Source organism: Klebsiella sp. KTE92 (genome assembly GCF_000398905.1).
In the GTDB taxonomy this organism is placed as follows: Bacteria; Pseudomonadota; Gammaproteobacteria; order Enterobacterales; family Enterobacteriaceae; genus Klebsiella; species Klebsiella variicola.
The window spans coordinates 4,486,249-4,500,141 of record NZ_KB976100.1 but is presented as its reverse complement, the minus strand read 5'-3'; the positions used below and the strand labels follow the sequence as shown (position 1 = coordinate 4,500,141).

Sequence of the window (13,893 nt, the reverse complement as noted above, 5' to 3'; positions counted from 1 at the left end):
AATTCTTGCCGTGAATTGCGCCCAGTGTACCAGAAAGGCGGCCTCTTAAGGCATAATGAGACCCTATAACGAACAAAGAGGCCGATGTGAAACAGGATCTGGCACAAATCGAACAGTTTCTCGATGCCCTTTGGCTGGAGCGGAATCTGGCGGAGAATACGCTCAGCGCTTACCGTCGCGATCTGACGATGTTAGTCGAGTGGCTGCACCATCGCGGCCTGTCGCTGGCCAGCGTCGGCAGCGACGATCTGCAGGCGCTGCTGGCCGAGCGGCAAACCGGCGGCTACAAAGCAACGAGCACCGCACGTCTGCTCAGCGCCGTGCGCCGGTTCTTCCAGCATCTGTACCGGGAAAAAATTCGCCCGGACGATCCCAGCGCGCTGCTGGCTTCGCCGAAGCTGCCGCAGCGGTTGCCGAAGGATCTCAGCGAGGCGCAGGTTGAACGTCTGCTGCAGGCGCCGCTGGTGGAGCAGCCGCTGGAGTTACGCGATAAGGCGATGCTGGAAGTGCTGTATGCCACCGGCCTGCGCGTCTCGGAACTGGTTGGCCTGACGATGAGCGATATCAGCCTGCGTCAGGGCGTGTTGCGGGTCATTGGTAAAGGCAACAAAGAACGTCTGGTGCCGCTGGGCGAAGAGGCGGTAATGTGGGTAGAAAATTACCTCGAATATGGTCGCCCGTGGCTACTGAATGGCGTGGCGTCGGATGTCTTATTTCCCAGCCAGCGCGCACAGCAGATGACGCGTCAGACCTTCTGGCACCGCATTAAACACTATGCCGTCCTGGCGGGGATCGACAGCGCGAAACTCTCCCCGCACGTATTACGCCATGCCTTCGCCACGCATTTGCTCAATCACGGCGCCGACCTGCGCGTGGTGCAGATGCTGTTAGGACACAGCGATCTCTCCACCACGCAGATCTACACCCACGTGGCGACCGAGCGTCTGCGACAACTTCATCAACAGCACCACCCGCGGGCGTGAGTGCTGAACAAAAGGACTGAGTATGAAAAAAGGTTTATTGATGTTCACTCTGCTGGCAGCCTCGCTTTCCGGCGCGGCGCATGCCGATAGCGCGGCGATCAAACAGTCGCTGGCGAAGCTGGGTGTGCAGAGTACTGATATTCAACCGTCGCCGGTTTCCGGGATGAGCACGGTGCTGACCGACAGCGGCGTCCTGTACGTTACCGACGATGGCAAACACATCATCCAGGGGCCGATGTACGATGTGAGCGGCGCGCAGCCGGTCAACGTCACCAACCAGTTGCTGGTCGGTAAGCTGAACGCACTGAGCAACGAGATGATTGTCTATAAAGCGCCGAAGGAGCAGCACGTCATTACCGTCTTTACCGACATCACCTGCGGCTACTGCCATAAACTGCACGAGCAGATGAGCGACTACAACGCACTGGGCATTACCGTGCGCTATCTGGCCTTCCCGCGCCAGGGGCTGCAGAGCCAGGCCGAGCAGGACATGAAGGCCATCTGGTGTGCGAAAGATCGCAACAAAGCGCTGGATGACGCCATGAACGGCAAAGGCGTGCAGCCGGCAAGCTGCAATGTGGATATCGCCAAACATTACACCCTCGGCGTGCAAATGGGCGTCAACGGCACCCCGGCGATGGTTCTCAGCAACGGTATGGTGTTGCCGGGCTATCAGGGGCCGAAAGAGCTGAAAGCGTTCCTCGACGAGCATAAAAAACAGACAAGCGGTAACTGATTCGCGTGAAACAACAGATACAACTACGCCGCCGCGAGGCGGTTGACGGCGTCGTTCTCCCTGCCGACCTGCCGCCGCTGCTGCAGCGGCTGTATGCCAACCGCGGCGTGCGCAGCGCGCAGGAGCTGGAGCGCAGCGTCAAAGGCATGCTGCCGTGGACGCAGCTCACCGGCGTTGAAAAAGCGGTTGAAATGCTGCATGAGGCTTTCGAGAAAGGGTTACATATTGTGGTGGTCGGCGATTTTGATGCCGACGGCGCCACCAGTACCGCCCTTAGCGTGCTGGCGCTACGCGCGCTGGGCTACGGTAACGTCTCCTATCTGGTGCCCAACCGTTTTGAAGACGGCTACGGTTTAAGCCCGGAAGTGGTCGATCAGGCGCACGCTCGCGGCGCGCAGATGATCATGACCGTTGATAACGGCATTTCGTCACATGCCGGTGTCGATCACGCCCATGCGTTGGGCATTCCGGTGCTGGTGACCGATCACCACCTGCCGGGCGAGACGCTACCGGCGGCCGAGGCCATCGTTAACCCTAACCTGCGCGATTGTGACTTCCCGTCGAAATCACTGGCCGGGGTGGGGGTGGCGTTTTATCTGATGCTGGCGCTGCGTACTTTCCTGCGCGATAAAGGCTGGTTCGACGCCCGCGGCATAGCCGCGCCGAACCTTGCCGAGCTGCTGGATCTGGTGGCGCTGGGCACCGTCGCGGACGTCGTGCCGCTGGATGCCAACAACCGCATCCTGACCTGGCAGGGGTTAAGCCGCATTCGCGCCGGCAAATGTCGGCCAGGCATTAAAGCGCTGCTGGAAATTGCCAACCGTGACCCGCAAAAACTGGCGGCCAGCGACCTCGGTTTCGCCCTTGGGCCGCGCCTCAATGCGGCGGGGCGGCTGGATGATATGTCCGTCGGCGTGGCGCTGCTGCTGTGCGATAACATCGGCGAAGCGCGCGTGTTAGCCAATGAGCTTGATGCGCTCAACCAGACGCGTAAAGAGATTGAACAGGGGATGCAGGCCGAAGCGTTGACCCTGTGTCAGCAACTGGAACGTAGCAGCGACACCCTGCCTGGCGGGCTGGCGATGTACCATCCGCAGTGGCATCAGGGGGTGGTCGGCATTCTGGCATCACGCATTAAGGAGCGCTTCCATCGCCCGGTTATCGCTTTTGCGCCGACCGGCGACGGCACGCTGAAAGGTTCCGGCCGCTCTATTCAGGGGCTGCACATGCGCGATGCGCTGGAGCGCCTGGATACGCTCTATCCGGGACTGATCCTGAAGTTCGGCGGCCATGCTATGGCGGCGGGTTTATCGCTGGAAGAGGCGCGCTTTGAGGAGTTTCAACAGCGCTTCGGCGAACTGGTGACTGAGTGGCTGGATCCCGCATTATTGCAGGGCGAGGTGGTCTCCGACGGCCCGCTGGCGGCGACGGAGATGAGCATGGAAGTGGCGCAGATGCTGCGCGATGCCGGACCATGGGGGCAGATGTTCCCGGAACCGTTGTTTGATGGCCGTTTTCGCCTGCTGCAGCAGCGGCTGGTGGGCGAGCGTCACCTGAAAGTGATGGTCGAACCGGTTGGCGGCGGCCCGCTGCTGGACGGTATTGCTTTCAACGTTGATACTTCCATTTGGCCGGACAACGGCGTGCGCGAAGTGCAGTTAGCCTACAAGCTCGACATCAACGAGTTCCGCGGCAACCGCAGCCTGCAGCTGATCATCGATCACCTCTGGCCAAATTGACAACAGTGTATGAATAAGGGCGCGAATCCGGTAGAATTCCGCTCTTATCACCGCATTTTGACAAATCCATTAAAAGAAACCGACCATGTTTGAAATAAATCCGGTAAAAAACCGCATTCAGGACCTCACGGAGCGCTCCGACGTTCTTAGGGGGTATCTTTGACTACGATGCCAAGAAAGAGCGTCTCGAAGAAGTAAACGCCGAGCTGGAACAGCCGGACGTCTGGAACGAACCTGAACGCGCCCAGGCGCTGGGTAAAGAGCGTTCTTCTCTGGAAGCCATTGTGGATACCCTGGATCAGATGTCCCAGGGGCTGGAAGACGTGGCTGGTCTGCTGGAGCTGGCGGTTGAAGCCGAAGACGAAGAGACCTTCAACGAAGCGGTTGCTGAGCTGGACGGGCTGGAAGAGAAGCTGGCACAGCTTGAGTTCCGCCGCATGTTCTCCGGCGAATACGACAGCGCCGACTGCTACCTCGATATTCAGGCCGGTTCCGGCGGCACCGAAGCCCAGGACTGGGCCAGCATGCTGATGCGCATGTACCTGCGCTGGGCGGAAGCCCGCGGCTTTAAGACCGAAATCATCGAAGAATCCGAAGGTGAAGTTGCGGGCATTAAATCCGTGACCATCAAAATCATTGGCGATTACGCCTACGGCTGGCTGCGTACGGAAACCGGCGTTCACCGCCTGGTGCGTAAGAGCCCGTTCGATTCCGGTGGCCGTCGTCATACCTCCTTTAGCTCGGCGTTCGTTTATCCGGAAGTGGATGACGATATCGATATCGAAATTAACCCGGCCGATCTGCGTATCGACGTTTATCGCGCATCCGGCGCCGGTGGACAGCACGTTAACCGTACGGAATCCGCGGTGCGTATTACCCACATTCCGACCGGGTTGGTGACACAGTGCCAGAACGACCGTTCGCAGCACAAGAACAAAGACCAGGCCATGAAGCAGATGAAAGCGAAGCTTTATGAGCTGGAAATGCAGAAGAAAAATGCCGAGAAGCAGGCGATGGAAGACAACAAGTCCGACATCGGCTGGGGCAGCCAGATCCGCTCTTACGTGCTGGACGACTCGCGTATTAAAGATCTGCGTACCGGGGTGGAAACCCGCAACACTCAGGCGGTGCTCGACGGCAGCCTGGACCAATTTATCGAAGCAAGTTTGAAAGCAGGGTTATGAGGAACCAACATGTCTGAACAACAAGCACAGGGCGCTGACGCGGCAATTGACCTTAATAATGAACTGAAAACCCGCCGTGAGAAGCTGGCCGCGCTGCGTGAGCAGGGCGTCGCTTTCCCGAACGATTTCCGTCGTGACCATACCTCTGACCAACTGCACGCTGACTTCGATGCGAAAGAAAACGAAGAGCTGGAAGCGCTGAACGTTGAAGTGGCCGTTGCTGGCCGCATGATGACCCGTCGTATTATGGGTAAAGCGTCTTTCGTTACCCTGCAGGACGTTGGCGGCCGCATTCAGCTATACGTCGCGCGTGATGACCTGGCGGAAGGCGTTTATAACGACCAGTTCAAAAAATGGGATCTTGGCGACATCATCGCCGCCCGCGGTAAGCTGTTCAAGACTAAAACCGGCGAGCTGTCCATCCACTGCACCGAGCTGCGTCTGCTGACCAAAGCCCTGCGTCCGCTGCCGGACAAATTCCACGGCCTGCAGGATCAGGAAGCGCGCTATCGTCAGCGTTACCTCGATCTGATCTCCAACGATGAATCTCGCAACACTTTCAAAGTGCGTTCGCAGATCCTGGCGGGTATTCGTCAGTTCATGGTTGGCCGCGGCTTTATGGAAGTGGAAACCCCGATGATGCAGGTGATCCCGGGCGGCGCTTCCGCGCGTCCGTTCATCACCCATCACAATGCGCTGGATCTGGACATGTACCTGCGTATCGCGCCGGAACTGTACCTCAAGCGTCTGGTGGTTGGCGGCTTCGAACGCGTCTTCGAGATCAACCGTAACTTCCGTAACGAAGGGATCTCCGTTCGTCATAACCCAGAGTTCACCATGATGGAACTCTATATGGCATACGCGGATTACAAAGATCTGATCGAGCTGACCGAATCCCTGTTCCGCACCCTGGCGCAGGACATCCTCGGCAACACTGAAGTGCCTTACGGCGACCAGGTGTTCGACTTCGGCAAGCCGTTTGAAAAACTGACCATGCGCGAAGCGATCAAGAAATACCGTCCGGAAACCGAGATGGCGGATCTGGATAACTTCGATTCCGCGAAAGCGATCGCTGAGTCCATCGGCATAAAAGTTGAGAAGAGCTGGGGTCTGGGCCGTATCGTGACCGAGATCTTCGAAGAAGTGGCGGAAGCGCATCTGATTCAGCCGACCTTCATCACCGAATACCCGGCGGAAGTTTCTCCGCTGGCGCGCCGTAACGACGTGAATCCGGAAATCACCGACCGTTTCGAGTTCTTTATCGGCGGCCGTGAAATCGGTAACGGCTTTAGCGAGCTGAACGACGCTGAAGATCAGGCGCAGCGATTCCAGGATCAGGTTGATGCGAAAGCCGCCGGCGACGACGAAGCGATGTTCTACGACGAAGACTACGTCACCGCGCTGGAACACGGCCTGCCGCCGACCGCTGGTCTGGGTATCGGTATCGACCGTATGGTCATGCTGTTCACTAACAGCCACACCATCCGCGACGTGATCCTGTTCCCGGCGATGCGTCCGCAGAAATAATCGCCCTTCGCGAAATACAAAAAACCCGGCTTGCCGGGTTTTTTTATGTCTGATATGAGGGCCGAAGCCTGACGTAGCCCGGCGCAGCGCAAGCCGGGGGATCCCGGATAGCGGCGTAAATGCCTTATCCGGGCTACGCAATGGCGCAGAACCGTAGGCCTGTGCAAGCGTAGCGCCGCCAGGCATTAATGACAGGCACAGGGCTGCGCCTGGCCTGGAGAATAGTCAGCTTACCCGCGCAGACGCGCAACGAAATCGATCAGCGCCTGGCGGGCGTCCTGGTTTTCCGCTTCCAGTACCATCCACGGGCTAAACGCCCACGGCGTGGCGGCCAGCGCGCTTAACATCGTTTCCAGGTCAACCCACTGATAATCCATGACTTCATCGTCGTTAAGCTGCACTTGGCTGACCACGCGTGCGGCATACACCGGGCACACTTCGTTCTCAACAATGCCGTTGGGGGCGACCGCCCGGTAGCGGAAGGCCGGGTGAACCGGCGCGATATCGGCGATCTCCACGCCGAGCTCGAAGCGGCAGCGGCGCGTGACGGCCTGCTCGAAGGTCTCGCCCTGCTGGGGGTGTCCGCAGACCGAGTTAGTCCACACCCCGGGCCAGGCTTTTTTGCCCAGCGAACGACGGGTGACCAGAAACTGACCCTGCTGATTAAACAACCAGCAGGAAAACGCGAGATGTAAAGGGGTATCAAGCGTGTGGGCGGCATACTTCTCCAGCATACCGGCAGGTTGATCCTGCTCATCCAGTAAAATGACGTGTTCCCCGGCCATGACGACTCCTGAAAATAAAAAATGACCCGGCACAAACCCGCCGGGTCATGTACTCAGGCCACTAGGGTAGCCCATAAATGGGAGAAAGGCATTACCAAAACAAGCCCTGGAGGCTGGTCTGCGAGCGGCAGCCTGGGACTGCGGGGCGTGCCCTCCACGACGTGCGGTATGAACGTGAATCTTTCCGTCGCTGGCCGAACGTGATGCCAGAGGGTCATCTGTTAGCCTTCAGGGATGACGCCCTGCGCCGCGGGCTGGTATGATATTCGCCCTGATTGCGAGGTAAGTGGTTGTGTTAAGTGCAGGATGCCTGATGATGAAACGCTTTTATATGACACTGATGCTGGCGACAAGCCTGGTGCTGGCCGGTTGCTCCAGCACCTCCGACTCCGGTGCCACCTATACCGTCAAACGTGGCGATACCCTGTACGGCATCTCGCGCACCACCGGCACCAGCGTTCGCGATCTGGCTCGTCTGAATAACATCTCGCCGCCTTACACCATTGAGGTGGGGCAGAAGCTGAAGCTCAACGGCAGCGGCGCGTCAAAGACGACGAAGAAAAAATCTTCCTCTACGCGCACTGCGGCGGTCACCCCTTCATCTGCGGTACCTCAATCCTCCTGGCCGCCGGTGGGACAGCGCTGCTGGCGCTGGCCGACCAGTGGCAAAGTGGTCCTGCCTTATTCCACCGCCGATGGCGGCAATAAGGGCATTGATATTGCCGGGACCCGCGGGCAGCCGGTGTATGCCGCCGGGGCGGGCAAGGTGGTGTATGTCGGCAACCAGCTGCGCGGCTATGGCAACCTGATCATGATTAAGCACAGCGAGGATTACATCACCGCCTACGCCCACAACGATAAGCTGATGGTGAATAATGGCCAGAGCGTGAAGGCCGGCCAGCAAATTGCCACCATGGGCAGTACGGATGCCGACTCTGTGCGCCTGCATTTCCAGATCCGCTATCGGGCCACGGCCATCGATCCGCTGCGCTATCTGCCGCCGCAGGGCAGTAAACCTAAGTGCTAAAAGGTTATTTTATCGCCAGTCAGCATCTGGCAGGCTTGTCACAGGGTGCGTAAGGGCTATAATGCTTCTCGCACCTCTTCGCGGGCGTAGTTCAATGGTAGAACGAGAGCTTCCCAAGCTCTATACGAGGGTTCGATTCCCTTCGCCCGCTCCAGATCTCCTGAAAAATCAACGAGTTAGATTTTTCAGTTAGTTACGTTGCCCTGCAAAGCAGGTACAACTTTAACTACCCATTGTACTACGCCCGCACCTGCCGCGTGTGTGGTCAGTGGTATAAGGGAGCATACCACCACGCTGGCAGTAGTTCCATCGTTCATACTGCGACAGTCCAACATGAACAAAAGATGCCTTTACCAGGGCTTTAAACCTCTCCCAAAACTTTCAACTGTCCGCACTTTGCACGGTGTTCCGTTCCTGCCTGTCGTGATGACACGCAGTGTATAAACGAGCAAATGTTGGGAAGCCTAACCAGTCCGGGAAAGGGGCTGGCTCTACGTGGTGTTCACCGAGCCATAAATGATCGGTACTCGATAAGAGACAGTTGAACTGTGATCATTGGAAATACTTTGCGGTAGGCCGGAAAAGACTGTAGATGTCGCTGTGCTCCGCTTGTCTCTATGTACCCAACCCGGTGCATTAGGCAGGCTTTGCCAATTTTTTGAGGATGTCATGAAACATAAGGGCGCTTATAGCACTGGAGTGCAGCGCGGAGGGTCTGACGGCTGGATGTCGCCGTGTGAGGTCGCTCAAAAAAACACAAATCTCACGCGGTGTGTTTATCGTATTCTTGAGGGTTAGAGTAAACTGTTTGCCATAATTGGCGGTGATTATGGCATTGATGTTCAATCTTTAAACGGTAAGAAAAAGTGAGGTGCCTATGGGACGTGTAATGCAAGAGATGACGAGAAGTGACGGCACCACCATCTCCCTTATTGAAAGAGAATCCGGGTGGGCCGTCGTACTATCTAATGATTCAGGATATCTCAGCGACAAGAACTTTAAAAGTTATTCCCAGGCTGAGTTATACGCGAGAACCATATCAAGGATGCCCGTTAATGAAGAGTTACCTTGGGAATCTCTCGTAACATCCGTATCACCCGATCTTAAGTAGAAAGGCCAGCAAATGCTGGCCTTGGGAATGTAAGATGTATTTTTATCTCAATACCTCCAGCCACGCCAGCAACTGGCGCAACAACCGTAAGATCCATGCCCGTAAGTTTCTGGCAACGCCGGAGGGCAGAGCTTGGCTTGAACGGAAGAAGGCAGAAGAGGATGAATTGAAAATAGTCGCCGAGGCGAGGAAATTTATCTGATAAAAATCCATGAAGTGAATAATAGCAGCCCCTTAGGGCTTATATATGAGTATATGGAAAATAGATGCTCTGGATATGTATATTCATTACCACTTGTGTAATATTTACTTTTGATAGAATTAACTTTTAAAAGGTATTCTATCCAACCATGAGTTCCAGTTTATTCTATTGTCGTCAAACCCAATGTGCTTTATCAAAATTAGAGGTAATAATCGGTGAAGTGCTGGGTAATAATCTTTCATCTCAAAGATATCACCATCATTTGTCTTTGCTGTTAATTCACCGTTGTGAAAGAGTGCATTTCTTAAGTGGACATAAGTCATGATTGATTTGCATGGTTCTTTTTTATTTTCTTGTTTGATGTCGAAGCCATATTCGGTTAAAACATTTTTAATAGGTGTTGCACTACACTTAGATTTGTAATCATTCTGTTTTGCACGACATAAAGACTCCAGTGCTGAGAACAATAAATAATAAGAAATATCAATAAAGCTTTCTCTGGCCCTGAACACTTCTATAGTTTTGAAAAAAGCTTTTCGGAATGATTCATTTATGGGATTACTTTCTGATTGTAATTGTTTCATTGTTAGTGCTATGAATGTCTCGCGAGAATCTGAGCTAAAAGCATCATTTATGATAACGCATCCACCTCCATTTTTTCGTTGATGTGATATTATTTTTCGTGGGTAATCCATGTCGAGATTATCATAAGTTTCATGTTCTCTTAGCTCATTTGATATAATAACATCTCTATGATCTATAAATGACAGAACAGCTTCGAGGTCATGAATTTCACTCCTGAGATTCATGATGTTTAATTTTTTTGTGTTTCCGTTAATGTACTCTACAAAAGCTGTGAGGTGATATGCATCTTTATCTTTAGCTAATTTATAAGATTCAGAGTGCCTCTTATATAAAGGGGTGATTTTAAAATCATTAAATTTATATTCCTTCGTGCATTCATACCCATAAATACCCAGTCTAATCATGTTTACTCCAGTGTTTATTTTATAGTGAAATAGTAAAGGTATACTCCCTATTATATGTAGTGCCTATTAATTTTACCAGCGCTCTGGAGTTACAGTCCTAAGATCACAGCTTGATAAAAACATTTGCGAGCGTACAGAAGTGGAACTGCTAAATACCTCAGCACCAGGGTAACTCCATAGTGCTACTGTGCGAGATTTCTTGCTCTCCGTATGGCTAACCCCATCCAAGAAACCAGAACGGCATCCGAATTTACCATATTCATTCAACACTGGGCTTTGTTGAATAATAGGAAGTCACGCTGTTTTTTAACGCCTTTTTAGTCAAAAATGCTGGTCTATACTACGAGTAGCTTCCGATCCTGACCTTAACCTACTGATTTTACGTTGAGAAAAAACGACGTTTTTGTAGGCACGCAGCATAATATCTATTTATTCAACAAAGCCTCAACACTGCTATGGTCAACTGGCTGGCCCTTCGATCTCAAAGAAGCGAGCGATTTCGATCTGTATCGTCCAAAGGCCGTGAAACAGGTTGGTTTTCTTACCCCGCTCCCGCCCGAAGGTAATCAGTTGCAGACCTGTACAAGGTGATTATTTCGGAGAAATATCACGCCCCCTCACGAGGCGCTGGAAAGTGATGCACCCCTTCTTTGTTTTTCTTCCCGCAAAATATCGCCCTTGCCGGAGGCTCGGTCTTTAGGGTCTGATCTTGTCGCAGATGGATGGTGTTAACGGGGGTTTCATGCTTGCGCTCTATCTGAGATGTTAGACGAGTAATTATACCACTTACTGGGCGTCAAGAATCTTTACAAAATATCTTCCTGTGATCGTTATCAAGTCCCTGCACAATTCCCGTTTGCCTCTTTCACCAATCTGGGGTGAGTTTAATTCTAACCATCAAGTCTTAAAAGGACTTCCTTTTGAGACGATTTTACTTAACGGAAGAATGCGCCCTGAGACTGTCTTAAAAGGTTGATTTTAATTTTTGAGACTATTATATTAATGAGACTAACTTTTGAGACAGGGAGCTATCATGACATCAATCATCGGATATGTGCGTGTGTCCACTAACGAACAGACAGTAGAGAACCAGAAGCAACAGATCGCTGAGGCTGGTTACCAGGTTAGCAAGTGGTACTGCGATGAAGCCACAAGCGGCAGCGTGAAGGCGGCAGAGCGTAAAGGATTCGGTGACCTTCTGGCTTACATTCGCGAAGGTGATACGTTGATTGTGGTTGGTATAGACCGCTTAGGCCGTAATACCATCGATGTGCTTTCCACTGTTGAGGCACTCCAGGCTAAAGGCGTGAAGGTCATCAGCTTGCGCGAAGGTTTCGACCTGTCCACCCCTGTTGGCAAAGCGATGCTCACCATGATGGCTGGATTAGCCAGCCTTGAAAAAGACCTCATAGCAGAGCGTAGAACCGCTGGCATTAAACGTGCTCAAAATGATGGCGTCCACTGCGGCAGGCCTAATAAGGCAACTGTCGAAGATGTGCAATTACTGCTTGAAAAAGGCATGGCCCCCAAGGATGTGATGGCTGAATTGTCTATCAGCAAGGCTACCTTCTACCGTTTAAGGCCAGCGGTGTAAGCCTTCCAGGAGTACCGTATTTCACCTTGTCTCTCTGACCTCGCTCCGGCGGGGTTTTTTGTTGTCTGAAACTGACCATACTGACCCGCCACACCGCCCAGCCACATCGACCGCACCGACCAACACGCGGAACACCGTTCAACACGCAGGATACCGACCATGACGGCGGTCATGGATCTGCATCCCACAACAAGGCCGCATTGTTGCCAGTGGCAACCTCGCGGCTGGCGATATCGCCCAGCTTCCGGCCCTGGTCTCGACCTTTTTCCCAACGTGTAAACAGCATCACCACATCTACCATCCGGCAACGCCTCCTGCGCTTCGCCAGAAGCCCTTAGCGGCGTTTACCGTCGCGAACTGAATCACGATTACCACAAGCGAAGCGCCCTCCAGAGCGCGTCCCATGTGCCTGAAAATCGGGCTGAAAACCGAGGCGATTCTCATCGTTTCTGGTTTTTGGCGAAGAATTTTTTTTCAACGGAATTTGCGTAGTGAGTGAATCTGGTTTAGCACCGCGATGAACAGGCGAGCCATGATATCGGCAGACAAATTTAACGAACCCGCGCCACGGCTGGCGCTCAGGCCATACCGCTGTATAACCTCCACCATATCGAAGGTCCCAACTTGACCATCTCCAAGAGCGGGAAGTTGCCCGGACGGGTCGAGGTAGGGCGTATTTAGGTCTACTTGATCATTATTATCAGGCTATTTAATGGCATTTATTTTGAGAAAAGATCGCCGGGTGGCGAGGCACCAACCACTGAGGAAAGGTAAGTGGTCACCACCTTTAATAGTTCGTATTGCGAACTTATAAATCCTTTAATAGTTCGTTATGCGGACTTTATGCGGGATTTAATAGTTCGCCATGCGGACATAAATTAAATCAATATAAACCGGAATTAGATCAATACAAACCTGAATTATCATGCGGTCTTCCCTAGCCGTGAAGACCTTACACGCAGGGCAAACGACCAACACCTTTTCGATTCCGGTTGTGATGGCTATCTCTTTCTTTCTGGTCTCTGTTCAGTCGCTACGCTCCACGCTTCGCGATATCCATCGCCCATACGGTGACTCGTTATCCTGTTCTGACCGAACAGGCTCGCCACCTTTTGGGCAGCAAGGGCGACAGCCCGCGCAGTAATTTGGACACATTGTCACGAGGAGTGTAACCCGCAGAGTCAATGGGGGCGGCGAGAGTGTGGGCCGGGACATAATAAGCAAACATCATTAAGCAACGTTCGTGCCAATCATGCTTCATGCCCTGCGAAATCCTCAACGAGAGGGTGATATGCGGGGCTGTAACACCTTGTGTAATACGATGGTAGCGGGTAGGAGTCAGAGCGCGTTACAGCGCCTTACAGAGCGTTTTAGCGTACACGCTCGCGATCTGGCATTTTTTACCATTGACGCTTGACAGTGAGTGTGTACATCTGTAAGTTGACTTATTACACTATCTATATTTTTATCAAGTAAATGAGATGTTTCATTGACAAATTCTCTCATATACTGTAAACTGTATATCGTAGGTTGGGGAATTATCCCAGCCGTAATAACCATCACATACATAGGGGAAATAATGGCAAAACCTGCACATCTGGATTTTACCAGCGCAACCGCAAACGAGATCGTCGAGGCTATCGACGCAGGAATTACAACCGCTCAAAATTTACACGCATTCCGCTCCCGCATGGGTGGAGCTGCAAAAGCCGATAAACATTATCCAGAGACTCGCCAGGCGCTGAACATCCTGAAACGCCTGAAATCACAGAATCGCGGCGCTAAAAACATCAAAAAAATCCTCTCTCCGTATAACGCTGAATTGGCAAAAGGGCGTGACGTGATTGAAATCATCCAGCCCGTGCTGACCGCGTGGCGCTTATTTTACGCTCGTCAGGGCGCGGGCTTGCTCAATGATCAGGTGCTGCTGCTGAAAATGATTGAGGCGGCGGGCGAACTTGAGAAGCTGACGGGCGAACCCGTCCCGGACATGGTAACGCCGGATTAACCCGAGGA

12 protein-coding genes and 1 tRNA gene are annotated in these 13,893 nt (G+C 53.2%); 10 read left to right on the top strand and 3 right to left on the bottom strand.

All coding sequences use genetic code 11. From position 1 onward, the window contains the following. The first annotated feature begins 86 nt into the window (after positions 1–86). The 5 genes from xerD to lysS all read left to right on the top strand — a co-directional run bounded on the left by xerD (position 87) and on the right by lysS (position 6,169). Positions 87–983: a site-specific tyrosine recombinase XerD gene (gene xerD, locus A1WC_RS04535; RefSeq protein WP_008806426.1), complete on the top strand. Its 897-nt coding sequence runs from the start codon at positions 87–89 to the stop codon at positions 981–983. Between the two features lie 22 nt (positions 984–1,005). Beyond that, a complete protein-coding gene (gene dsbC, locus A1WC_RS04540) occupies positions 1,006–1,719 on the top strand; it encodes a bifunctional protein-disulfide isomerase/oxidoreductase DsbC (protein ID WP_008806425.1) in 714 nt (237 codons plus the stop codon). Between the two features lie 5 nt (positions 1,720–1,724). Continuing rightward, on the top strand, positions 1,725–3,458 hold the full coding sequence (recJ, locus tag A1WC_RS04545; RefSeq protein ID WP_016161815.1) for a single-stranded-DNA-specific exonuclease RecJ: 1,734 nt from the start codon (positions 1,725–1,727) through the stop codon (positions 3,456–3,458). An 85-nt stretch (positions 3,459–3,543) separates the two neighbouring features. Continuing rightward, a protein-coding gene (gene prfB, locus A1WC_RS04550) for a peptide chain release factor 2 (protein ID WP_012540595.1) occupies positions 3,544–4,642 on the top strand; the annotation gives its coding sequence in 2 pieces (ribosomal slippage) (positions 3,544–3,618 and positions 3,620–4,642; 1,098 coding nt in all). Positions 4,643–4,651: 9 nt separating this feature from the next. Next, positions 4,652–6,169: a lysine--tRNA ligase gene (gene lysS, locus A1WC_RS04555; RefSeq protein WP_008806422.1), complete on the top strand. Its 1,518-nt coding sequence runs from the start codon at positions 4,652–4,654 to the stop codon at positions 6,167–6,169. 230 nt (positions 6,170–6,399) lie between these two features. On the opposite strand, the gene idi is transcribed toward lysS, so the two are convergent. Next, complete coding sequence (idi, locus tag A1WC_RS04560) at positions 6,400–6,954, bottom strand: isopentenyl-diphosphate Delta-isomerase (RefSeq protein WP_016161814.1); 555 nt, start codon at positions 6,952–6,954, stop codon at positions 6,400–6,402. Positions 6,955–7,267: 313 nt separating this feature from the next. Between idi and actS the strand changes: the two genes are divergently transcribed. From actS to A1WC_RS28075, 3 genes are all read left to right on the top strand, one after another. Beyond that, entirely contained in the window at positions 7,268–7,981 is a 714-nt protein-coding gene (gene actS, locus A1WC_RS04565) for an amidase activator ActS (RefSeq protein WP_016161813.1), read from the top strand. Positions 7,982–8,061: 80 nt separating this feature from the next. Then, positions 8,062–8,135 (top strand) — tRNA-Gly (locus A1WC_RS04570). 991 nt (positions 8,136–9,126) lie between these two features. Then, the gene (locus A1WC_RS28075; RefSeq protein WP_016161811.1) at positions 9,127–9,294 is read left to right on the top strand and encodes a hypothetical protein; all 168 of its coding nucleotides are present in this window, start codon (positions 9,127–9,129) and stop codon (positions 9,292–9,294) included. A gap of 119 nt (positions 9,295–9,413) precedes the next feature. Here the strand turns inward: A1WC_RS28075 and A1WC_RS04575 are convergent, their stop codons facing one another. Continuing rightward, positions 9,414–10,283 carry a hypothetical protein gene (locus A1WC_RS04575; RefSeq protein WP_016161810.1) on the bottom strand — a complete coding sequence of 290 codons (870 nt, stop codon included), beginning with the start codon at positions 10,281–10,283 and terminating at the stop codon, positions 9,414–9,416. 1,033 nt (positions 10,284–11,316) lie between these two features. Here A1WC_RS04575 and A1WC_RS04580 point away from each other — a divergent pair. Next, entirely contained in the window at positions 11,317–11,877 is a 561-nt protein-coding gene (locus tag A1WC_RS04580) for a recombinase family protein (protein WP_016161809.1), read from the top strand. A 169-nt stretch (positions 11,878–12,046) separates the two neighbouring features. Here A1WC_RS04580 and A1WC_RS28410 read toward each other — a convergent pair whose 3' ends face one another. After that, complete coding sequence (locus tag A1WC_RS28410) at positions 12,047–12,178, bottom strand: hypothetical protein (protein WP_016161808.1); 132 nt, start codon at positions 12,176–12,178, stop codon at positions 12,047–12,049. A gap of 1,278 nt (positions 12,179–13,456) precedes the next feature. Between A1WC_RS28410 and A1WC_RS04585 the strand changes: the two genes are divergently transcribed. After that, the gene (locus A1WC_RS04585) at positions 13,457–13,885 is read left to right on the top strand and encodes a hypothetical protein (protein WP_016161806.1); all 429 of its coding nucleotides are present in this window, start codon (positions 13,457–13,459) and stop codon (positions 13,883–13,885) included. Positions 13,886–13,893 lie beyond the last annotated feature (8 nt).

What these genes read in the sequence shown, in the direction of transcription:
- dsbC (WP_008806425.1), top strand. Translation starts at nt 1,006, where the DNA reads ATGAAAAAAGGTTTATTGATGTTCACTCTGCTGGCAGCCTCGCTTTCC.
- lysS (WP_008806422.1), top strand. Translation starts at nt 4,652, where the DNA reads ATGTCTGAACAACAAGCACAGGGCGCTGACGCGGCAATTGACCTTAAT.
- idi (WP_016161814.1), bottom strand. Translation starts at nt 6,954, where the DNA reads ATGGCCGGGGAACACGTCATTTTACTGGATGAGCAGGATCAACCTGCC.
- actS (WP_016161813.1), top strand. Translation starts at nt 7,268, where the DNA reads ATGATGAAACGCTTTTATATGACACTGATGCTGGCGACAAGCCTGGTG.
- A1WC_RS28075 (WP_016161811.1), top strand. Translation starts at nt 9,127, where the DNA reads ATGTATTTTTATCTCAATACCTCCAGCCACGCCAGCAACTGGCGCAAC.
- A1WC_RS04575 (WP_016161810.1), bottom strand. Translation starts at nt 10,283, where the DNA reads ATGATTAGACTGGGTATTTATGGGTATGAATGCACGAAGGAATATAAA.
- A1WC_RS04580 (WP_016161809.1), top strand. Translation starts at nt 11,317, where the DNA reads ATGACATCAATCATCGGATATGTGCGTGTGTCCACTAACGAACAGACA.
- A1WC_RS28410 (WP_016161808.1), bottom strand. Translation starts at nt 12,178, where the DNA reads ATGGTAGATGTGGTGATGCTGTTTACACGTTGGGAAAAAGGTCGAGAC.
- A1WC_RS04585 (WP_016161806.1), top strand. Translation starts at nt 13,457, where the DNA reads ATGGCAAAACCTGCACATCTGGATTTTACCAGCGCAACCGCAAACGAG.